This window comes from Arthrobacter sp. DNA4 (assembly GCF_024362385.1).
In the GTDB taxonomy this organism is placed as follows: Bacteria; Actinomycetota; Actinomycetes; order Actinomycetales; family Micrococcaceae; genus Arthrobacter.
Genome location: NZ_CP101466.1, coordinates 3,783,614 through 3,805,268 on the forward strand (window position 1 = coordinate 3,783,614; position 21,655 = coordinate 3,805,268).

Annotated in this window: 18 protein-coding genes and 1 pseudogene; 5 read left to right on the forward strand and 14 right to left on the reverse strand. The window is 68.1% G+C overall.

Going from position 1 to position 21,655, the window contains the following annotated elements:
- Positions 1-5 precede the first annotated feature (5 nt).
- The 3 genes from NMQ03_RS17515 to NMQ03_RS17525 all read right to left on the reverse strand — a co-directional run bounded on the left by NMQ03_RS17515 (position 6) and on the right by NMQ03_RS17525 (position 4,973).
- Positions 6-425, reverse strand: coding sequence for an SseB family protein (locus NMQ03_RS17515; protein WP_255173242.1), 420 nt, complete (start codon positions 423-425; stop codon positions 6-8).
- 48 nt (positions 426-473) lie between these two features.
- Positions 474-3,200, reverse strand: a complete 2,727-nt coding sequence (topA, locus tag NMQ03_RS17520) for a type I DNA topoisomerase (protein WP_255173243.1) — start codon at positions 3,198-3,200, stop codon at positions 474-476.
- A 123-nt stretch (positions 3,201-3,323) separates the two neighbouring features.
- Entirely contained in the window at positions 3,324-4,973 is a 1,650-nt protein-coding gene (locus NMQ03_RS17525) for a methyltransferase (RefSeq protein WP_255173244.1), read from the reverse strand.
- 561 nt (positions 4,974-5,534) lie between these two features.
- On the opposite strand from NMQ03_RS17525, the gene NMQ03_RS17535 reads away from it, so the two are divergent.
- On the forward strand, positions 5,535-6,098 hold the full coding sequence (locus NMQ03_RS17535; RefSeq protein ID WP_255173245.1) for a hypothetical protein: 564 nt from the start codon (positions 5,535-5,537) through the stop codon (positions 6,096-6,098).
- A gap of 55 nt (positions 6,099-6,153) precedes the next feature.
- On the opposite strand, the gene NMQ03_RS17540 is transcribed toward NMQ03_RS17535, so the two are convergent.
- Positions 6,154-7,050, reverse strand: a complete 897-nt coding sequence (locus NMQ03_RS17540; RefSeq protein WP_255173246.1) for a rhodanese-related sulfurtransferase — start codon at positions 7,048-7,050, stop codon at positions 6,154-6,156.
- A gap of 169 nt (positions 7,051-7,219) precedes the next feature.
- Here NMQ03_RS17540 and NMQ03_RS17545 point away from each other — a divergent pair, with 169 nt between their 5' ends.
- On the forward strand, positions 7,220-7,912 hold the full coding sequence (locus NMQ03_RS17545) for a GNAT family N-acetyltransferase (RefSeq protein ID WP_255173247.1): 693 nt from the start codon (positions 7,220-7,222) through the stop codon (positions 7,910-7,912).
- An 83-nt stretch (positions 7,913-7,995) separates the two neighbouring features.
- Positions 7,996-10,371: a DEAD/DEAH box helicase gene (locus NMQ03_RS17550; RefSeq protein WP_255173248.1), complete on the forward strand. Its 2,376-nt coding sequence runs from the start codon at positions 7,996-7,998 to the stop codon at positions 10,369-10,371.
- Positions 10,372-10,425: 54 nt separating this feature from the next.
- Here the strand turns inward: NMQ03_RS17550 and NMQ03_RS17555 are convergent, their stop codons facing one another.
- The 7 genes from NMQ03_RS17555 to ssd form a co-directional block, all read right to left on the reverse strand.
- Positions 10,426-10,710 (reverse strand): Rv3654c family TadE-like protein, encoded by a 285-nt coding sequence (locus tag NMQ03_RS17555; RefSeq protein ID WP_255173249.1) that lies wholly within the window; start codon positions 10,708-10,710, stop codon positions 10,426-10,428.
- Positions 10,711-10,988: 278 nt separating this feature from the next.
- On the reverse strand, positions 10,989-11,480 hold the full coding sequence (locus NMQ03_RS17560) for a TadE family type IV pilus minor pilin (RefSeq protein ID WP_255173250.1): 492 nt from the start codon (positions 11,478-11,480) through the stop codon (positions 10,989-10,991).
- Complete coding sequence (locus NMQ03_RS17565) at positions 11,477-11,935, reverse strand: DUF4244 domain-containing protein (RefSeq protein ID WP_255173251.1); 459 nt, start codon at positions 11,933-11,935, stop codon at positions 11,477-11,479. The genes NMQ03_RS17560 and NMQ03_RS17565 overlap by 4 nt, the downstream gene beginning before the upstream one ends.
- 243 nt (positions 11,936-12,178) lie before the next feature.
- Entirely contained in the window at positions 12,179-12,787 is a 609-nt protein-coding gene (locus tag NMQ03_RS17570) for a type II secretion system F family protein (RefSeq protein WP_255175655.1), read from the reverse strand.
- 5 nt (positions 12,788-12,792) lie between these two features.
- Entirely contained in the window at positions 12,793-13,581 is a 789-nt protein-coding gene (locus NMQ03_RS17575; protein WP_255173252.1) for a type II secretion system F family protein, read from the reverse strand.
- 44 nt (positions 13,582-13,625) lie between these two features.
- Positions 13,626-14,813: a TadA family conjugal transfer-associated ATPase gene (locus tag NMQ03_RS17580; RefSeq protein ID WP_255173253.1), complete on the reverse strand. Its 1,188-nt coding sequence runs from the start codon at positions 14,811-14,813 to the stop codon at positions 13,626-13,628.
- A 71-nt stretch (positions 14,814-14,884) separates the two neighbouring features.
- On the reverse strand, positions 14,885-15,925 hold the full coding sequence (gene ssd, locus NMQ03_RS17585) for a septum site-determining protein Ssd (RefSeq protein WP_255175656.1): 1,041 nt from the start codon (positions 15,923-15,925) through the stop codon (positions 14,885-14,887).
- Between the two features lie 334 nt (positions 15,926-16,259).
- On the opposite strand from ssd, the pseudogene NMQ03_RS17590 reads away from it, so the two are divergent.
- Positions 16,260-17,991, forward strand: a pseudogene (locus NMQ03_RS17590) (bifunctional 3'-5' exonuclease/DNA polymerase).
- Between the two features lie 160 nt (positions 17,992-18,151).
- The gene (locus tag NMQ03_RS17595; protein WP_255173254.1) at positions 18,152-18,340 is read left to right on the forward strand and encodes a DUF1508 domain-containing protein; all 189 of its coding nucleotides are present in this window, start codon (positions 18,152-18,154) and stop codon (positions 18,338-18,340) included.
- A gap of 3 nt (positions 18,341-18,343) precedes the next feature.
- On the opposite strand, the gene NMQ03_RS17600 is transcribed toward NMQ03_RS17595, so the two are convergent.
- The 3 genes from NMQ03_RS17600 to NMQ03_RS17610 all read right to left on the reverse strand — a co-directional run bounded on the left by NMQ03_RS17600 (position 18,344) and on the right by NMQ03_RS17610 (position 21,322).
- The gene (locus tag NMQ03_RS17600; RefSeq protein ID WP_255173255.1) at positions 18,344-19,021 is read right to left on the reverse strand and encodes a CoA pyrophosphatase; all 678 of its coding nucleotides are present in this window, start codon (positions 19,019-19,021) and stop codon (positions 18,344-18,346) included.
- The gene (gene nth, locus NMQ03_RS17605; RefSeq protein ID WP_255175657.1) at positions 19,018-19,812 is read right to left on the reverse strand and encodes an endonuclease III; all 795 of its coding nucleotides are present in this window, start codon (positions 19,810-19,812) and stop codon (positions 19,018-19,020) included. The genes NMQ03_RS17600 and nth overlap by 4 nt, the downstream gene beginning before the upstream one ends.
- Positions 19,813-19,972: 160 nt before the next feature.
- Positions 19,973-21,322 carry an NADH-quinone oxidoreductase subunit J gene (locus tag NMQ03_RS17610; protein ID WP_255173256.1) on the reverse strand — a complete coding sequence of 450 codons (1,350 nt, stop codon included), beginning with the start codon at positions 21,320-21,322 and terminating at the stop codon, positions 19,973-19,975.
- Between the last annotated feature and the right edge of the window lie 333 nt (positions 21,323-21,655).

The window sequence follows — 21,655 nt, forward strand, 5'->3', positions numbered from 1 at the left end:
GGACATTATTGCTCGTCGGCGCGCTTGAAGTCGCGCCTGATGTTGGCAACGCCCTCGGGATTGATCTCGAAACCGTAGGCTGCACCGGGGTTGATCACCATGCCCAGCTCATCGCCGATGTTGGCGATGATGGCAGCACCCTGCGTGCCCAGCACGTTGGGCGCGGCTTCCAGGTACTGCTGGTCCACCCTGCTGGGGTGCGAAAAGACGGCAAGGACGGGGTCGCCGTCGGCGTTGGCAAGGACCAGGGGCTCCACCTGGGAGTCGATGCCCTCAACCGTGTCCGAGCTGATGATGTAGACCTCGCTGTTGAGGAAGGACAGGAGGACGTCCACCGGGTCGGCGTCAGGCTGCCCGCCGGTGGCGAGCTTCTCCTCGAGGTCGTTGAGCGGCTGGAGATCCGTGTGCGCGGGCTGTTCAGTCATTCCCCTAGCCGATCACGATACGGTGGTAGCGCAAACGCGTACCAACGCCTACTTCTTGGCCGTTGCCTTCTTCTTGGCGGGCGCCTTGCGGGTGGCGGTCCGCTTGACCGGGCCCTTGGCGCGCTTCTCCGCCAGCAACTCCACGGCCTGTTCCCGGGTGAGTTCCTCCAGCGAGGTGGCACGGGGAACCGTGATGTTGGTGATGCCGTCCGTGATGTAGGGCCCGAACCGGCCCTCCTTCACCACGATGTTCTTCTCGGATACCGGGTCCGGTCCGAACTCCGCCAGCGGGGGCACCGCGGCACGGGCGCCGCGCTGCTTGGGCTGCGAGTAGATCTCCAGGGCCTGCTCCAGGGTGATGGTGAAGATTTCTTCTTCGGAACCGATGGAGCGGGAGTCAGTCCCCTTCTTCAGGTAGGGCCCGAACCGGCCGTTCTGCACCGTGATGAGGTTGCCTTCGGCGTCCTCCCCCAGTGCCCGGGGCAGGCTCATGAGCTGGAGTGCCTCGTCCAGGGTGACGGACTCAACGGTCATCGACTTGAAGAGCGATCCCGTGCGCGGCTTTGCCTTGACGGGCTTCTTCGGCGGCTTGGGCTTGCCGTTCTTGTAGTACTCCACCGGCTGGTTGGCCAGTTCCTCGTCGGTCATCTCAGGAATGATCTCGGTGACGTAGGCGCCGTAACGGCCGTTCTTGGCCACCACGGTGTGTCCCGTGTGCGGATCGGTGCCGAGCACGCGTTCCTCCGGGGCCGCCGTCTCCATCAGTTCGATGGCCTTGGCCGCGGTCAGCTCATCGGGAGCCAGGTCCTCGGGCACGTTGGCGCGCGCCGATTCCACGATCTCGCCCGTCTTCGGGTCCACCACGGCGGCGGAGCTTTCCAGGTAGGGGCCGAACTTGCCCACCCGGAGCGTGATCTCGTCGGTGATCGGGATCGAGTTGATTTCCCGGGCATCGATCTCGCCCAGGTTGTTGACGATGCTCAGCAGGCCCGGATCGGAATCCTCGCCGAAGTAGAAGTGCCGCAGCCACGAGGCACCGGCTTCCTGGCCGTTGGCGATCTTGTCCAGGTCGCCTTCCATGTCGGCGGTGAACTCGTAGTCCACGTAGTCGGAGAAATGCTGCTCCAGGAGCCGGATGACGGAGAAGGCGATCCAGCTGGGCACGAGGGCCGAGCCCTGCTTCCGGACGTAGCCGCGGTCCTGGATGGTGGAGATGGTGGAGGCGTAGGTGGACGGACGGCCGATGCCCTTCTTCTCCAGCTCCGCGGTCAGCGAGGCTTCCGTGTAGCGCGGCGGCGGGGAGGTCTCGTGGCCCACAGCCTGGATGTCCGCAGCCGTCAGGGAGTCATCCTTGGCCACATTGGGCAGCCGGCGTGCTTCGTCGGAGTCGTCGTCGCCGCGGGTCTCGTCCTTGCCTTCCTCGTAGGCGGCAAGGAAGCCGGGGAAGGTGATCACGGTGCCGGAGGCGGAGAACTCGGCGTCGCGCCCGTCACTGGACTCCGCACCCAGGCGGATAGTGGCCGTTGACCCCTTGGCGTCGCCCATCTGGGAGGCGACCGTGCGCTTCCAGATGAGCTCGTACAGGCGGAACTCGTCCCCGGAGAGCTGCTTGGCGACCTGGGCAGGCGTGCGGAAGGAGTCACCGGCGGGGCGGATGGCCTCGTGTGCTTCCTGGGCGTTGGCGGCCTTGTTGGAGTAGACGCGCGGCGACTGCGGAATGTATTCGGGGCCGTACAGTTCGGAGGCCTGGCGGCGGGCTGCCGTGATGGCCTCATCGCTCAACGCGGAGGAGTCCGTACGCATATAGGTGATGTAGCCGTTTTCGTACAGCCGCTGGGCGATCTGCATGGTGCTCTTGGAGGAGAAGCGCAGCTTGCGGCCGGCCTCCTGCTGCAGCGTGGAGGTGGTGAACGGCGCGGCGGGACGGCGGGTGTACGGCTTGGTGTCCACCGAGCGGACGCGGAAGTCAGCGTTCTGCAGGCCTGCCGCCAGGGACGTTGCCAGTTCCTCGTTGAGGTGGGCAACGTTCCGGGACGTGAGCTCGCCGTTGTCGTTGAAGTCGCGGCCCGTGGCTACCTTGGCACCGTCAACGGCGGCCAGCTTGGCCTTGAACGAGCCCGATTCGGCGCCGAACTGGCCGGTCAGGTCCCAGTATGAGGCAGCCTTGAAGGCCATGCGTTCGCGTTCGCGGTCCACCACCATGCGGGTGACCACGGACTGCACGCGTCCGGCGGACAGGCCGCGGGCTACCTTGCGCCACAGCACGGGTGAGATTTCGTAGCCGTAGAGGCGGTCCAGGACGCGGCGGGTTTCCTGGGCGTCCACCAGGTCCTGGTCCACGTCGCGCAGGTTGCCCATGGCGCGCTGGATGGCTTCCTTGGTGATTTCGCCGAACGTCATCCGGTACACCGGGACCTTGGGCTTGAGTACTTCCAGCAGGTGCCACGCGATGGCCTCGCCCTCGCGGTCCCCATCGGTTGCGAGATAGAGTTCGTCGGCGTCCTTCAGCGCGGCTTTGAGCTCGGTGACCTTTTTCTTCTTGTCCGGAGACACCACGTAGTAGGGCTTGAAGTCGTGTTCAATGTCGACGGCGAACTTGCCGACGGAGGTTTTCTTCAGCTCGGCAGGGAGTTCGGACGGCTGCGGCAGGTCCCGGATGTGACCAATGGAGGCCTCTACGATGAAGCCCTCGCCGAGGTACTTGGCGATGGTCTTGCTCTTGGCCGGAGACTCCACAATCACGAGTTTCTTGCCGGTTTTGGCCTTGCTTGGCACGGTGCTCCTACAGAAAAAGGTTGCTGGGGCAGATGAGCCCATGTTCGCCTAGTTCACCATATTTTGGGGAATCGTGCGCATTCATGTGGAAAAGACGGGGCTCTGTTGAGGGCTTGAGGGGGCTTACTCGACGGCGGGATTTCCGGCCGGGACCAGGAAGCCGTCACGGACCAGGTTGGCCACGTCGGCGAGCAGCGCACCCTGGAAAGCCCCGGCGTCGAACCCCTCCCCGCCGCCCAGGAGGGCCTCCAAAGCCCCGGCGATCTGCCCGGCGGTGAGGTCGCCGTCGCACGCGGACACGAAGCCGGCCAGCTCCGTGCTCATCAAATTGGTACGGCGCAGCCCGGCACCCTGCCGGAGCAGGATCACGCCGGGGTGTTCGGCGCCCGGGCGCTGGTGGCGCTCCTCGGTGACGTCCTCCGCCACGAGCAGGTGCGTGGCCGCAAGGTCATGAACAGCAAGCCAGTCGGCGCGTTCGACGGCGGCACCCAGGTGGGGGCCCACGGGCTGCTCGATGGGGTACGTGATTTCCTCGAAGCGGCTGATGGCGGCAGCGCGGCCGTCAGCGGGGCGGCGCAGCCAGACCATGCCGAAGCCGATGCCGGCCACATCCCGCGACCCGAAATCGGCGAGGTACTGGGCATACGCCTCCCGGTAGTGCTGCCGGTCCCGGGACTCCGAGGCGTCACGAAGCCAGGTTTCGGCGTATTGTTCCGGGCTGACCTCTTCACGCTGGATGAACCAGGCGTCCGTGCCCTGCCGCACCCAGGACTTTGGCCGCTCATCCCAGCTGCTGCCGGCGGCGACCTCCCAGTTGCCCAGCATCTGGGCCCAACCGCCGGGGGCCAAAACGCCGGGCAGGCCTGCCACCAGGGACGCCACGATCCCGTCGCCCGGGAGGCCGCCGTCGCGGTAGGTGAACTGGTCCGCCGCGTCCTCGCCGGGACTGCGCGGGGTGATGACGAACGGCGGGTTGGACACCACCAGGCCGAACTCTTCCCCGGCCACCGGCTCCAGGAGCGACCCCAGACGGAGGCTGACCCGGTCTTCGAGGCGGTCCGGGTCGACGGACAGCGCCTCCGCATTGAGCAGGATGTTGAACCGCGCGTAGGCCAGCGCTCGTTCGGAGATGTCGGTGGCGGTCACGTGCTGGCAGTGGTGCAGCAGGTGGAAGGCCTGGATGCCGCACCCTGTCCCCAGGTCCAGCGCGCGCTCGGTGTGGCGGCGGATGGTGGTCTGCACCAGGGTGGTGGATGCCTGCCCGATGCCCAGGACGTGGTCGTGCCGGAGCACCCCAGCCTGCTGGTGGGCGGCGAGGTCGCTGGCCACCCACAGCTCCGCGCCGCCGCTGCCGTCCTCATTCTTGTCCCAGCCGTACGGCCGCAGGTCAGCCTTCGCCGTAAGGAGCCCGGAGCCGGGGACAGGCTGCACCAGCCCCAGTTCAAGGAGTCCGTCGGCGCCGGTGCCCGGCAGTGCGGCGTCGAGGGTTTGGCGTTCCTGCGGCTCGGCGAGCAGCCACAAGCGGACGACGGCGGCGAGCGGCGCCGTGGCGCTGTCGGCCCGCACAGCATGCTCGACGGCGAGCAGCGCGGGGATGATCTGGTCCCGGTTCAGTGCGGCCGAGGCCGCCGGGCCCAGCAGCCGCGCCACGCCGTCAAGCGTGTAGTCCAGCCCGCGCAGGTCCGCGGCGAGGGTTGATAGCAGGGCGGGGACATCGCTGCGGGGTGCGTCGGGGGTATTTCCGGCGGTGAACTCATAAGGGGATCCAGGCATCGCTCAAGTTTAGTCCGGCGTGGCTGCGGGGTACGGTGGTCACATGCCTTCCCGCCTTCCCCTCCTTCCGCGCGCCCGCACGGCAGCCGCTGTGGTCCGCCGTTCGCTGCCGGGGAGGGTAGTGGCCGCGGCTCTCTGCCTGGCAGTGGCGGGGTGTTCACCTGTGAATTCAGTGGAGAACGCGGATGTTCCCAAGTGGCGGGCCACCGCCCTGCCCTCGAAGCCGGCGGGTGTTGTGCTCCAGGATTCGGGGAAGATCCTCAACCGGGACCGCATTGTGCAGGAGGCCGCCAGGGGTCAGCTATGTGCTCACGGCGGTGTGCGAAGGGACCGGCAAGGCCTTCTTCGCCGTGTCCCTGGACGGCAAAGCCGTTACGGAAGCAGGAGCAGCCTGCAACGGTAAGCAGGAAACCACCAAAATCACGCTGCCCGCCACCGGGCGGGTCGAAATCAGCAGCTCCAGCGTGGACGCACCGCTGCTCTACGCCTACCAGCTGGCGCCGCGAAATAAGCCCTCTTCCGGCTCTGGCCCGCCGCCCGCTGCGGGCTTAGAGTCTGACTATGCCCAGCGTGCGGGGAATCTCCGCGCCCCCTCCCGAAGGGACAGCACGGGCGCCCCTGGCACCGAAGCCGGGAGCCTTCGTCGCCCTTGGACTGGTGCTTGCGGCAGGTGCACTGGCTGGCTGTGAATATACGTACGACGACGGCAGGGCCGGCAGTGCGCAGGGCACCGCGACCGTTGCGCCGGCACCGGCATTCACCCGCGACCCGCTGCAACAGGATCCGGTGAGCGAGGCCGAGCTGGGTGACTGGGTGTCCCGGGCCCTTCCGGGCACCACCGGCCCCGTGGTCCAGGCCGACGCCGGGCTTCTGGCTTCCGGGGAGGACCGGCTGGTCTCGTCGCCGGTGCTGGACACCGGGACCTATATCTTGTCCATCGCCTGCCGCAGCCAGCGCCGTGTGACCTTCACGGTCCGCACCGAGACCCTCACCTTGGTGGACCTGGCCCTCCGGTGCGGCATCAACCGCGAGAACGTCATCTACATGTCAACGGACAGCGTCCTCACGGTCCGGGTGGAGGCCAGGACCGCGGCGAACTACGCGTTCCGGGTGCACAGGCTCTAAACCGGGATGACGGGCGGGCATCACACTCCTCCGCCCGGTTGCCTTGCGATGGGGTTCAGGCCGCCGCGCAGCCTTCAGGGCAGCGGAGCGTCTCCGGGCTGGCGGCGCAATCGGCGCAGTACAGCGTGAGGGTGCGGCAGCTCGGGTTGGAGCAGTTCTCGAATTTACTGGTGGGCGCCGAGCAGCGGGCGCACTGGCCGATGGTCTTGGCGTCCTCGCTGAACTCCAGGTGCATGCGCTTGTCAAAGACGTACAGCGATCCCTCCCAGAGCCCCTGGTCCTTGAAGGCTTCGCCGTACCGGACGATCCCGCCGTCGAGCTGGTACACCTCCTTGAAGCCACGGTTCACCATCAGGCTGGAGAGCACCTCGCAGCGGATGCCTCCGGTGCAGTAGGTCACCACCGGCTTGTCCTTCAAAGAGTCGTACTTGCCGGACTCCAGCTCCTTGATGAAGTCATGGGTCGTGGCGACATCCGGCACCACCGCGTCCTTGAACCGGCCAATCTGCGCTTCGAAGGCGTTCCGGCCGTCGAAGAAAACCACGTCCCCGCCCTCCTGCTTCCTGGCCTCCACAAGCTCGTGGAGCTCCTCCGGCTTGAGGTGCTTCCCGCCGCCAACCACACCACCGGCGTCGACCTTGAGTTCTCCGGGCGCGCCGAAGGAAACAATCTCGTCCCGCACCTTCACGCTGAGCCGCGGGAAGTCCTCCGCGCCGCCGTCGGACCACTTGACGTCAATTCCCCGGAACCCGGAGTACTCGCGGGTGGTCTTAACGTATTGTTTGACGGCGCCGATTTCCCCGCCCACCGTGGCATTGATCCCGTCCTTGGAAATGAGGATGCGGCCGGTCAGTCCCAGCTTTTCGCACAGGGCACGCTGCCAGAGGCGGACGGCGTCCGGGTCAGCAATGGGGGTAAAGCCGTAAAAGAGCACAATCTTGTTCAAAGCCACGTATTTAAGGGTACCGGCTGCTTTAAGGGCAGCGGATGCGGCAGCCCGGCCCCGGTCCACAGCGGCAGGCGCGGGTCCGCACGGCAGGCCAGGGCGGGGCGTATCACAATTGCATAAGCACTTCCGCACCCCCTGTTGCTTGCGATCGGGCTGGAATAGTGTTCTTGCCATGAGCCCGGAAACCCTGGTTGAAGACATCACTGGCCTGCTCGAAGTGTGGGTTGCCGGCTGGGCCGGATGTCGCGGCTACCGGACCTCCACGGAGGGCCGTTTTCCCGCTGCTCTCCGCTCTGACACCAGCGGTGAGTGGGAAGTTTTCGCATCCGAACCCACCGATGACGAGTTCGCCGCCCTCGCGGCCAGGACTGCGGAATCCCCGGCGCGGGTACTGACCATTCTCACCAACGACCCCTCACGGTACGCCGCCCTGGCAGCCCGTCAGGGGCTGAACGTCACGTCTGATTCACAGACGATGATGATCGTGGACATGGAGACGCAGGACGCGGAGGACCCTTGGCTGTCCGACGACGAGCTGAGCCTGTCCACATACGAGCAGGACGGCGTGCACTATGCGGAGGTCCGCTCCGGAGACGCCCTCGCGGCCAGTGGCAGGGTGTTCGTGGTGGGTGATACCGCAGTGTTCGACAAGATCATCACCGAGCCGGCGTTCCAGCGCAGGGGCCTGGGCAGTTTCATCATGCGTGCGCTGGCGGCCCAGGCCTTCGGGCACGATGTCCGCGCCGGTTTGCTGCTGGCTTCCCTGGACGGGCAGAAGCTCTACTCCCATCTTGGCTGGACCACGGTAGCCCGGGTCCTGATGCTCTCGGCGTCCCATGACGGGGCGGACCTCTCCCTGAGCTGAACGGGTCCAGCAGGGCCTGCCGTTTGTTTTCCCCGTGGCGAACCACGGGCGGGCGGCACAGTTACGGGTGGAAGAATGGTGGGGTGAACCCCCATGACTCCCTGATTCCTTTGCTGGGCCGCGGCCCGGAGCCGGAACAGCTGCGTCATGTCCGCACCATACCGGCGCGGGAGGCAGTCCACGCGCCCTGGCCTGAATGGGTTCACCCGGACATTGCGGCGGCGTACGGGATGCTGGGCATCCGCGAGCCATACCGGCACCAGGTTGACGCGGCCGATGCAGCGCACTCGGGCCAGCACGTTGTGGTGGCCACCGGCACTGCGTCCGGAAAGTCCCTGGCGTACCAGTTGCCGGCGCTGGATGCGATCCACCGGTCCGAGCTCCGCGTGCTCGCGGACCCGGGCAAGATTCACGACGACGGCGCCGTCACCCTTTACCTCTCCCCCACCAAGGCGTTGGCGGCGGACCAGCTGAACGCCATCCGCGCCCTGAAGCTGCCCACGGTGCGGGCGGAAACCTACGACGGCGATACCGACCCCTCCGCCCGCCGGTGGATCAGGGACCATGCCAACTTCATCCTGGCAAATCCCGATATGCTGCACTTTGGCATCCTTCCCAACCACGCGTGGTGGGCCGGTTTCTTCCGCCGGCTCCGCTACGTCATCGTGGACGAAGCGCACAGCTACCGGGGCGTATTTGGATCACACGTGGCCAACTTGATGCGGCGGCTGCGCCGGATCTGCGCCTATTACGGTGCGGGAACCGCGTTCCCCGAGCCCGTGTTCATCGCTGCCTCCGCCACCGCGTCCGAGCCCGATGTCTCGTTCTCCCGCCTCATCGGGGCGCCCGTCAAGGCGGTGTCCCGCGACTGCTCGCCGCACGGGGCCACCACCGTGGCACTGTGGGAACCGGCGCTGACCGAGGTCAGGGGCGAGAACGGCGCGAAGGAGCGGCGGACCGCTGTGGCCGAAACCTCCGACCTGCTGGCCAACCTGGTATCCGCCCGGGTCCGCACCATCGCCTTCATCAAATCCCGCCGCGGCGCCGAGACCATCTCCGCAATTACCAAGCGGCTCCTCGATGAGGTGGATCCCAGCCTCCCGCAGCGGGTTGCCGCCTACCGCTCGGGGTACCTGCCCGAGGAACGCCGGGCGGTGGAGAAAGCCCTGCGTTCGGGCCAGCTGCTGGGTGTTTCCAGCACGTCTGCGTTGGAACTCGGGATTGACATCTCGGGCCTGGATGCCGTGCTGGTGGCAGGCTGGCCCGGTACGCGGGCATCGTTGTTCCAGCAGATCGGCAGGGCTTACCGGGCGGGCCAGGATGCCATCGCGGCCTTTGTGGCCAGCGATGACCCGCTGGACACTTTCCTGGTAAACCATCCCGAGGCCATCTTCGACGTGTCGGTGGAAGCGACGGTCTTCGACCCTTCCAACCCCTATGTTCTGGGACCGCACCTGTGTGCGGCAGCCGCTGAGCTTCCCCTGGGGCCGGCCGAGCTGGACCTCTTTGGGCCCACCGCCGAAATGCTCCTGGACCGGCTGGTTGCCCAGGGCTACCTCCGGCGGCGGCCCGCGGGCTGGTTCTGGACCCACTCGCAGAGCGCGGCGGCGATGGTCAACCTGCGGGCAGACGGTGGGGGCCCGGTCAGCATCGTCGACGCGGAGACAGGTTCCCTCCTGGGGACCATGGACTCGCCGCAGACGCACTACCAGGCACACACCGGAGCCGTATATGTCCACCAGGGTGACACCTATGTGGTGGAGGACCTGAATGAAGACGACCACTGCGTCATGGTCCGCCGGGCCAACCCCGACTACTACACGACAGCACGCGACGTAACCCAGATCGAGGTCCTGGATACCCTGCGGACCATGCAGTGGGGTGACGTTACCGTCCACTTCGGTGACGTGAAGGTCACCACCCAGGTTGTCTCCTTCCAGCGCAAGGCCCTGATCTCCAATGAGGTCCTGGGCGAGGAGCCGCTGGAACTCGGTGCGCGGGAGCTCTTCACCAAGGCGGTGTGGTTCGTGGTGGACAACCGTTCGTTGACCGGGGCCGGCCTCATCGAAGCGCAGTTCCCGGGCGCCCTGCATGCCGCGGAGCACGCCGCGATAGGACTTCTGCCGCTGGTGGCTTCCAGCGACCGGTGGGACATCGGCGGGGTCTCCACTGCCCTGCATGCCGATACCGGGGTGCCCACCATTTTCGTGTACGACGGGCACCCCGGCGGAGCCGGCTTTGCCGAACGCGGATTCGACAAAGCCATGGTCTGGCTGGCAGCGACCCGCGATGCCATCAAGGCCTGCGAATGCGATGCCGGGTGCCCGTCCTGCGTGCAGTCCCCCAAATGCGGGAATAAGAACAACCCGCTGGACAAGGGCGCCGCCGTAACCCTCCTGGACGTGCTGCTCAAGGACGCCACGGAAGCCACGCCGGTGGATCTGGAAGCCAGGAGCTGATACCCCGCGCGGAGCCGTGCCCTTCGATGGCCCCTCTCCCCCGATGCCCTGGCCCTACGGTGGAGGACCTGCCCGGGCGCGTCCCGTCGCGGCACCCAGCAGTGCGCGCTCACCGAGCTCAGTGCGCACCTCAATCGTCTGTCCCGGGCCCGCTGAGCAGCTAAGGACCGTGGCCGCATGCCGCGCCGCCACTTCAGCGGCCACCGCGCAGGGCTCCCCCGTGGTGATGCCGCGGAGGGCATCCGCCGCGGCGAGAGCTGCCAGGTCCGCTGCTGCCGCCGCCCTGCTCGCGAGCACTGCTGACTGGGCCAGCAGCAGCATGACGGCCATGGCCGTCATGACCGCCAGCGCCAGCCCCGCGGCAAGGACCGTTCCCGACCCGCGTTCGCGGCCATCTGCGGCGCCTTGTGGACTCTGACCGGGACCAGGATTACGCCGCCCTCCCCGGGCGTGCCAGCGCCCGGCGGCAGCATGACCGGACCCAGCACCCGAACGGCCGCTCCCAATCGTTGAGTGCCAGCGTCTTGTGGGGTGCCGGCGCCCCGCGGCAGCACGCCCGGGCCCAGCACCGGGATGGCCGCTCCCAATTGTGGGGTGCCAGCGCCCGTGATCACCCATCACCTGACGCCCCCGGCATCGCCCGATCCGTCGCCGCTGCCGGCGCCGGATCCCGCAGTCTCGCTGCGCGTTGAGGCGCGGGCGGTGAGAGTCCAGGGGATGGAGCTGCCCAGGGGTCCGGGCACCCGGTCAGTGACCGTGACCCTGAACCAGCCGCCGTCGACGGTAACGGACGCGGACGCCGACGTGCCGGCGAGCATCCTGACGGTCCGTTCCACGGCTGCGGGGTCATCGCCCCTGGCCAGGGCCCTGGCGCCAGCCCGGGCTCCCTCTTCAATACGCAGCTGCGTCATGCCGGCGGCGGCTCCGGCGAGCAACATGGCCAGCAGTGCCAGCACGGCCGGCAATGCCACGGCGAACTCTGCCGTTACAGTGCCACGGGCATCCGCAGTCTTGCCCGCCGGTTCCGGGTGACCGTAGCTGGAGGCCACACCGCCGGTCACCGATTCAAGAGGTTTCCAGAACGTCAGCAGTCCTGCCGGACGCGTCACGGCAGCGCCAGGGCGGTGCGGATGAGGTTCAGCAGGAAACCACGCACTTCATCGCTGCGGAGGATGAACACGAGCAGGCCGGCAAAACCCACCGCGGCCAGGGTGGCAATGGCGTATTCGGCCGTTGCCATGCCGGCTTCCGAGCCCAGCAAACCTACGCTGCGCCGGGTCCTGGGGGTGCGGACCGCGTCCGGGTACAGCTCCACCACGTTGCCGGGCGGCGGGAAGGATGCCCCTGGAAAGGACGCACCTGAGGCCGGTGTCTGCGGAACGAATGCGCGGTTGACTGGTGTGTTCGCGGCGACGGCAGGGGATGTGTACTGCGTCCCGCCCGCGTTGCCACGGCTGCCGGCTGGGCCAATGGCCATCGGCCGGGACGCGGTGACCATCTGCCTGGAAGCAGCGGGCGCGGACATCCCGGCGGAGTGATTGCGGCGGTAGTGGTTGGTGGACATCTGGTTTCCTTTCCATGGGTGCCGGTGGTTTTCCCGGCTGTCTTGACTCTTCCCGGCGGAGTTGTTGCCGGTAAGGGAGGGTGTGGGCTAAGTGGAAAAGCTGCGCCGCTCCAGCGCTGTGGAGGAGGGGACGGACGGCGGGGCCCGCGGAGCGCGACAGGCTGGCAACCGGGAGCCGGAAACGCCGGGCCAAGCTGGCAACCGGGAGTGCCGGGGCGCCGGGACAAGCTGGCCGCCGGATTACTAGGAACCGGATGGCACCAGGGCCAACAGCACCGGGACGACGCCAAGGCAGATGAAGGCCGGGAGTGAGCACAGGCCCAGGGGAACCACAAGCTTCACGCCGAGCGAAGCGGCCCGCTTCTCCGCAGCCCGAAACCGCTCCCGGCGGAGCCTTGCAGCCTGGGCGTACAGGATCGCTGACGACGGCGCGCCCGTGAGTGCGGCGAAACCCAGCGCGTCCCGCAGCTCCAGGACTTCGGGCAGCCGTATAGCGGAGCTCCGCCATGCTGTTTCCCAGTCGGCGCCGATGGCCAGCGCCGAGACCACGGGCCGCAGGGAGTCCCGGTACTGTGGCGCAGCCGAAGCAGCCACCAGGTCAAGCGCCCGGCCAATGCCGGCGCAGGCATCCAGCATGGCCGCCACCAGTTCCAGCATCATGGCCGGATCCTTCAGGCCGCTGCCGGAACTCGCTGACGCCCCTTTGGTGGCTGCCGTCGGTTGTGCCCCTGCAGCGGGAGCCAGCAGGTGGCGCAGCCGTTGGCGCGGCCTGGCGTGGCTGGAACAGGCAAGCCAGGTGCTGGCCGCGAGCAGCAGGAACAATGTCAGGCCGGGAGCCAAACCCTGGGTCATGGCACTCATGCCCCTGCCGCCGCCGAAACCAGCCGGGCAGACCATGCCCTTCCCGTCACAGTGAGGACCACCCCGCCGAACAAGGCGGCCAGTCCCAAGGGTGTTCCCAAGAGGGTAGCGAGGGGATCCACGCCGAGGGCGGCACCGAGTCCAAGACCCATCAAGGGAAGCCAGGTGAGGAGCCGGACGGTGGCTTTGGGGCCTGCGAGAGCCGTCTGCCGGGCCGCGTCTGCGTCATCCTCCGCTTCCAGCTGGGCCGCGAACCGGGTCAGCATGTCGGCGAGCGCACACCCGCTGGCTTCCGCAATGTCAAAGCAGGCGGCCAGCTCCAGCCAGGTCCTGGCCTCCCTGTCCCGGGGCTGGAACGCTGTGGAAACCGCGCGCCGGATGGATTCCGAAACGGGAGCTCCGGTCGCGGCGGCGGCACGCGCGGATGACAGGACTGCAGCTGACCCCTCTGACAGCATCGCCCCGGACACGGGTGCACGCTCTTGAAACCGCCCGTTTCCGCCATCCCCGTAAACCGTCCACAGCTCGTCCCACAACCGCCCCGGAGTCCGTCCGCCCCGAAGCAGTGCCGCAAGTTGCTGCACCACCAGGGTCAGGCCCGGTCCCCGCGTCAGTGCCGCGCTCCTGCCGGCCGCCTTGCCCCACGGCAGTACCAGGCCTCGCCTGACACCCGGCGCGTTCTTCCTCTTCCCGGTTGCCGTGCGCAGCCGGGAAGCGGCGTCCAGGGGCGGTTTGAGGAGCAGCAGCATGGCGCTGCATAGAAGCACGGTGAAAAGGACCGTCACAGGGTTGCCCCGGGATCCATCCCCAACCGGGCCGCGAGCGCCGGTCACGCCGGACCCGGGACACCTGGCTCCTCAATGGTAAGCACCACGGTCAACCCTGCGGGACCATCGGCGATGAGTCCAACGCACAGGACTTCCCGGCCCTTCGGGGTCCTGCCGACATGGATGACAACGTCGAGGGCGCTGGCGGCCTGAAGCCGCACGGCCTCCGGGCCGAGCCCGGCGAGCGCGCCGAGGGCATTGAGCCTGGCCGGGACCGCGGCTGCCGTGTTCGCGTGGATGGTTCCGCCACCGCCGCTGTGCCCGGTATTCATCGCGGTCAGGAGCTCACGGACTTCAGCACCCCGGCACTCCCCCACCACCAGCCTGTCCGGCCGCATGCGCAGCGCCTGGCGGACCAGCTCCCCCAAGTCCACAGCGCCGCCACCTTCAAGGTTCCCGTGGCGTGATTCGAGGGCCACCACATGGGGGTGGACGGGGTTGAGTTCGGCTGCATCCTCGATCAGGACCAGCCGCTCTTCCGCGGAACAAAGGCCCAGCAGGGTGGACAGCAGCGTTGTCTTCCCGGAACCCGTGGCACCGCTGACCAGGAAACTCAACCTCCTGTCCACTATCCTCTCCAGCACCGTTTGCACCCGATGGTCGAACATGCCGCCCGTGCGCAGCTCCGCCATGCTGAAGACCCTCTCCCTGCGGATCCGGACGCTCAGCAGCGTCCCGGACGTGGAAACCGGCGGCAACACGGCATGAACACGGTAGCCGCCGGCTAGCCTGACATCGACACAGGGTGACCCGTCGTCCAGGCGCCGCCCGCCTGCGGCCACCAGCCGACAGGCCAGCGCGCGCAGTTGGGCCTCGCCATCAAACACGACGGGTACGCGCTCGATGCCCCGGCCACGGTCCACCCACACGGAATCGGGGGCGTTGACGAAAATGTCTGTGACGGCAGGATCCCTGGTGAGCTCCTGCAGCGGTCCCAGTCCATTGAGTTCGGCACTGATCCGTTCCACCGCGGCAAGCGCCCCGGCGGTGCCCAACAGCTTGCCCGTGGCCTGTACGGCTGCAGCGACGCGGGAAGGTGTTACCGCTCCAGCCTCGGCCATCATCGACTCACGGACGGATTCCAGCAGCCCGGAATCAACGGTCCGGCCAGTACCGGCGGCCTCACTGGCCCGCGCCCGGCGGACGGCCTGGCCAGCTTCGAGGATCCGGGCACTGCGCCGTGCACCCAAGCCCCCGGACCCTGCTGTCCTGGCCGTATCCGGAGCTGGAGGCGGAGCAGCGGGTGTACCGGACGGCCGCCTCATGCGATATCCCCCGCCTGCAGGTCCTCTCCAAGCCAATCGAGCACCGTGGCGCCGAAATGCCGGATGGTCCGCCGCTTCCCAAAGTCCAGCAGGCGGCCCGCTTCCATGGCCACTGGGACGGCCCGCAGTTCGGGGATGCGGCCCTGCACGGGCAGCCCTACGGCGTCAGCGATCAGGGAACTGTCCAGCGCAGCACCTGGCCGGCCCCGTACCAGCAAGGCAGCCTCCACGGGCGGAAGTTCCTGCAGCAGGCGCACCGCCGCGACCGCTGCTTTCAGCTGCGCCGGCACCACCACCATGATCCGGTCACAGTCCCAGGCCACAGTGTGCAGGGGCTCCGCACCCCTTCCCACATCCACAATGACAAGCTCAAAACCACGGCGGGCAGCATCGAGCACACCCGTTGCAGCGGCAGCAGGGACAGGGACCGGCTGCTCCCGGGTAGCAGGCCAGGACAGGAAGGAAAAACCTCCGGCCACGGGCAGGGAGTCGGAGAGCTGCAGGGGATCAATGCTGCCCCTTGCCTCCGCGAGGTCCGGCCAGCGCAGTCCGGGGTTGTCCTCGGCAGCGAGCGCCAGCTCCAGGCCACCACCCCAAGGGTCCCCGTCAACCAGCAGGACGCGTGCCCCCAGCCCTGCCGCGGCCTGGGCTATCCATATGGCGGCGGTGGTTGCACCCGCCCCGCCGCAACCGCCCGTGATGCCAAGGACCAGGCCGCCGGGGCCTGGCGAGCGTGACCGGCTCAGATGGTCCGCCAGCCAGGCAGCGGCATCGGGCAGCACGGCAACGCGTTCGGCGCCCAGGGCGGCTGCGAGGTGCCAGAGGCTGTCCCCTTCGCCGTCGAGGCCCACCATGACGGCAGGGGTGCGCCGCCGCGGTGGCAGCTCCCGCACATCGCTGCCCACCAGGACGGCCGATGCGGCGTCCCAGTACCGTCCGCCCTCCACTGCATCCGGAACGACGCGCAGCTGGGCTCCGGCGGCTGCCACGATGCGCTCCACTTCGGCGCGGAGGACCCCCGAGGAGGTAACCAGCAGCACCCCGCCCGAACCGTCCGGTGCTGAACTGTCCGGCACTGAACCGCCCGGCGGTAAACCGTCCGGCAGCCAGGCGTCGCCGGAAGCCGGGTTGTCCGGCAACGCAGCACGGGAGGGTGACCTCCGGTCTGGTGGCCCCCGGAAGGAATCCGTGGCCTGCCCCGGCGCGGGGTGCGGTGCATTCAGCTGGTGCCTGCTCATGGGGCCACTCTGCTGCGGCAGTAAGACACAAATAAGGGGGCCCTTTCCCTATGTGGATAAACAGGCCGCAGGTGGACAACCAGGCCCCATGTGCACAACCAGACCACCACCCCCGACAGGGCACAATGGGAACATGTACCTGCTGCTTGCCGCCCACCCCCGCGGTGCTGCACTGCAGGAACTGACACAGGCAGGCGACCCCCAACCGGCCAACCCCGGGCCCCGGCTGGTGGCACCCGGCGAGCTTGCCGCCGTCGTCCGTGAACTGGAAGCCCGGCGCCCCGGAGGACAGCCGCCCCGGTGGATCTGGCACCGGACACAGGACTGGTACCCCGCGCTGCTCGCCTCCGGCGTGGAGGTGGAGCGCTGCTACGACGTCACTCTTTGCGGCAACATCCTGGCCTTTTCGCAGTTCAGCGCCCATACCCATTACGCCAGGAATACCGACAGGGTCCCGGTGGAGGATCCCATGCTTCCGCCGAAGGCTCTGCTGCCGCCCCGTCCCCCGGCAGACCAGGGAGCACTGTTCGACGATCTGGGTGCCGGACCGGCCCCGGGGTGGGGCCTTGAGGACCTCCGCGCCGAGTACGCCGCCCAGCAGGCCGCCCTGGCCGGCGTGGAGATGGAGGAAAACCGCCGGCACCGCCTCCAGCTGCTGCTCGCGGCGGAGTCGGCAGCCGCCATGGTGGCTGCGGAGATGCAGCACGCGGGCGTTCCGTGGCGGGAGGACCTGCACGAACAAATCCTGGTTGACCACCTGGGGCCCCGCCCTCCCGCCGGACAGCGTCCGCAAAAACTCGAGGCCCTTGCTGCGGAACTGCGCACCCTGCTCAACTCCCCAGGGCTAAACCCGGACTCGCCGCAGGACCTGATGCGGGCCCTGCACCGCAACGGCATCGAGGTGAAGAGCACCCGGAAGTGGGAGCTCAGGGAGTCCAGCCATCCCGTCATCGAGCCGCTGCTGGAATACAAGAAGCTCTCCCGCCTCCACACCGCCAACGGCTGGTCATGGCTGGACGCCTGGGTGGACGGCGGCAGGTTCCGCCCCGAGTATGTGGTGGGTGGAGTGGTTTCCGGGCGCTGGGCGTCCCGGGGCGGTGGCGCACTGCAGATCCCGCGCCAGGTCCGCGGAGCGGTGCATGCAGACCCGGGCCACAAACTGATCGTGGCCGATGCCTCGCAGCTGGAACCGCGTGTCCTGGTGGCCCTCGCACAGGACTCCTCCTGAGGCCGCCCGGGACCAGGACCTGTATGCGGGCATCGCCGCCAGGGGTTTCGGCGGGGACCGGGCCAAAGCGAAGATGGCGTTGCTGGGCGCGATGTACGGCGCCACCTCCGGCGAAGCAGGGCGACTGATGCCGCAGTTGGCGCGTACCTATCCGCGCGCCGTCGACTTTGTGGAGCGTGCGGCGCGGGCGGGTGAAGCCGGCGGTACGGTGACCACCCGGCTGGGCCGCAGCAGCCCGCCGCCCTCGGAGCGGTGGTTCCTGAGCCAGCGTTCCACCACCGCCGAAGAGCAGCGGCGGGCAGAGTCCATAGCCCGGTCCCGGGGGCGTTTCACCCGGAACTTCGTGGTCCAGGGCTCCGCGGCGGACTGGGCAGCATGCTGGCTCGCGGAATTACGACGGCGGCTGCGCACCCTGCGTACAGCGGGCACCGGAGGCAGCGGCGGCGCGGTCCGGGCCGAGTTGGTCTTCTTCCTGCACGATGAGGTGATGGTGCATGCGCCCGCGGACGGGGTTGACGCCTGCATCGCCGCCATCGAGGAATCGGCCTTGGCGGCAAAGGAGCTGTTGTTCGGGCGGATCCCGGTGGAGTTCCCGGTCAGCCTCGCCGTCGTCGACTCCTACAACCTCGCCAAATAGCGGTGCTGGCGGGCGCCGGATAACTGCCCTTGAGATGCAAGGTAACCTACCCGGCAGTAGCTCGACGGGTACGGTGGCGGAGGTTACAGTCGGAGGCGGTGACTGAAACAGACCGGTCCACACGCTGATGCAACGACGCATACCAGGGAGGTCCCCGTCCATGGCGGGAAGATTTGAAATACACCGCACAGGCGACGAGTCATACCGGCTGCGGCTCACCGACTCCGAGGGCAACACCGTTGCGGTTTCGCCAACCTTCAAGTCCCTGACCATGCTCCGTGACGGCATCAAGGCCATGCGCGAGAACGCGGCCACCGGCATCGTGGTGGATTTGCGCCGGCAGGCCTGAAGCCTAGACTCCGATTGGATGCAGCCGGTTCCGGTCCCACGGAACCGACCAGCCGAGCTGGTCGAAGAGGCCACTGAGCACAATGCCGGTGAAGCCCCACACCACCACGCCGTTCACCGTGAACGCGGGGCTGTCGAAGGTCCGCCCTGCCCGATGTACGGTGGCCATCACCCGGTTGTCCGGGTCGAGCAGGTCCCGCACCGGGACGCGGAACACTTGGGCGGATTCACCATAGTCCACCACCCGGACCGGTGAAGGTGCCTGCCACCACCCGAGCACCGGCGTCACCAGGAAGTTGCTGTGCGCCAACCCCAGCTCCTGGAGCGTGCCCAGCACTTCCACGCCGCTGGAATCCAGTCCAGTTTCCTCTTCGGCTTCCCGGAGCGCGGCCGCCACCGGGGTTTCGTCCCTGTCGATGCCGCCGCCGGGAAAGGCCACCTGGCCCGGATGGGAGCCCAGGGTGTGGGCGCGTTCCAGGAGCAGGACGTCGAGGTCGGCCGGCGCAAGTGGCTTGCCGGACGCGGCCGGGACGTCGTCAAGGACGCCAAAGAGCATCAGCACTGCGGCCCTGCGGGCGCGTGCCGCATCGACGGTCAGGGCGGCCCAGCGCGGATCAGGAGGGCCGGCCGTTCCGGATTTGGCCCGCCGGACCAGCCCGGCGAGGTCTTCGCGTGCGCTCACGGGGTCCTCTTCTGGGAAGCCATCCGGATCTCTGCGGCCCGGTGCTGTTCTGCCAGGTACTGCTCCAGCAATGCCTCGCTGCCGGGGGCAAGTTCGTATTTGAGGAGCTTGGCCGCCTTGACGGGGTCGGTCTCGCCCAGCCCGTAGCTGGGGCACCAGTTTGCCACCGGACAGGCGCCGCAGGCGGGTTTCCTGGCGTGGCAGACCCGGCGGCCATGGAAGATCACCCGGTGGGACAGCATGGTCCAGTCCCTGCGCTCGAACAGCTCCGCCACGTCCTGCTCAATCTGGACGGGATCCTCTGACTGCGTCCAGCCGAACCGCTTGGCCAGCCGGGCGAAGTGCGTGTCAACGGAGATGCCCGGAACGCCGAAAGCGTTGGCGAGCACCACGTTGGCTGTTTTGCGGCCCACGCCGGGCAACGTGACCAGTTCCTCCATCCGGCCCGGAACCTCGCCATCAAAGTCGTCCACGAGGCGGGTGCACAGGGCGAGGACGTTCTTCGACTTGGCGCGGAAGAACCCGGTGGGCTTGAGGATGGCCTCGAGCTCCGTGGGGTCCGCCTCGGCCAGGGCCCGGGCATTGGGCCACCGCGCGAACAGCACTTTGGTGACCTGGTTGACCGTCACGTCGGTGGTCTGGGCGGACAGGACGGTGGCCACGAGCAGTTCGAACGGGTTGCGGAAATCCAGTTCCGCATGGGCGTACGGGTACTTCTCGGCCAGGGCCTTGTGGATGCGCCGCGCCCTCCGCTTCAACGCCAGGACGGATTCGGACGAGACCACGGGCATCCCTGCGGCCTGGCCGGTCTTGGTGCGGGCCCCGGCCACCGGCGTCAGCCGCGCTCGATGTTGCTGAGGTCGCGCAGCACGCCCAGCCGTCCATCGGTGTGCTGGACCAGGAATTCGTGGCCGCGGTCCTCAAGTGCCAGCACCCATCCGCCGGGTTCGATCACGAACGCGGGGGCACCGGTGCGGGGGTCGAAGGCGGTGCGGTGCTGGGCAACGGCAAACCAAAAGGCCTCGTGGATCGGCTGCCCGTCCATCTCGTCGTGGCGGCTTGCCGGGTCCACCGTTGCCCCGATGGGCTGGTCGGCGCGGACCTGCTGGTGAACGGCGGTGGCAGCCGGCGGCTCCCACGCCGCCTGGGGGGCGTGAGCTGCGGGGACATCCCCGTACTGGGTCTCCTCCGCAACGGGAGCAGAGGCAGGGCGGACGACGTCGGCTGCCTGGGTGGGCGGGCCGGCGTCGACGGCGGCGGGGGTACGGTCGGAAGCTTCGGGCGCGGTCGACACGGGCGCGGACGCCGCCGCCCGGCAGCACCGGTCCCGGCACCGGCAGCTGCGGCACCCGCGGATCCTTGGGTGTCGCCGGATCCTGCGGTGGCGGCTCCTGGGGTGGCGGCTGCCGCACTGCCGGTTCCTGCAGTCGCAGCTGCCGGGCTTGCGGCCCCTGCGTTCGAAACGCCTGCGTTCGAAGCCCCTGCAGGGGCAACGGGTACAGCAGCGGTAGCGGGCGGCTGCGCGGAACGGACTGGCTCAGGGCTGTGGCCGGCAGATCCCGGCTGGACGGCGGAGGAGCCGGCACCGGCACCCCCGAAGATGCCGGCGCCCTTGAAGCCGCCCTTTGACTGGTTGGAGCTGCTCTCCGGTTTGGGCGCTTTAGGGGCCCGCGGCTTCCGGGCCGGGACCGCGGCTTCGCGGGCCACGACATGCGCCGGCATCTCGGGCCGGTCCTTGAAGTCACCGGACAGATAGGGCAGGAAACGGCCCAGCACCGTGGCAGCGAACAGGACCAGGGAGCCGATCAGGCCCACCAGCAGTGTGGTCCCGTATCCGGAGGCCACTGACAGGAAGAAAAAGGCGACGGCAAAGGAAGCCACCACTGAGGCGAACTGGTCGATGGAGAGCGAGCCCACCCGGATCCGGGTGGCAGGGGCCAGCCGGCGGGCGGCGAACAAGGCACTGGCGATCAGCGGCAGGATGATTCCCAGTCCCAGGAAGAACAGGTTGTTCAGGTTCCACAGGTTGTACCGGGCACCGAAAAGGGGCAGCAGGGACGCGACGAACAGAATCAACGTACCGGCGAAAACTGCCAGGTCCCGCACAGTGAACGGACCGAGGACCGCATGGTTGGCGTTGGGGTCGATCTTTCCGGAGGCAGCGTTACGCCCTGCAGCCTGTCCCTTGGCGGCGTCGCCGGCGGCCGTCGGGTGTCCTGGTCCCACAGCGGCGGATCCTGAGCCTCCGGACCCCGCCTCGGTGTCCGGGGCCGTTCGCTGGCCGAAGCTCTGCTGGTTCATTCTGCTCTCCTTAGCGTGGCGGCACCGGGCCCGGTCCGGACCCGAAAACCGTGCCGTCTTGACATGCGGACCGCGCCCGTCCAGGCAATGTTTGCACCTGGCCGGAGCGGTCCGAAATGAAGTCACAATTCCATCTCAGCCTAGTCAACAGCCTGGCTGATCACTAGCTGGAGCAGGCCTCCGTGGCCCTGGGAGGAGTAATGAAGACACCATTCACCGCTTAAAAAATGCCGCTCATGGCCGCACGTGTGACGGGGAGCACAGAGGATGCGCGGCAAGCATTAGGCTAGGTTGCGGAACAGCTCTTTGCGGTACGCCCGCCCGGCTGGAGCC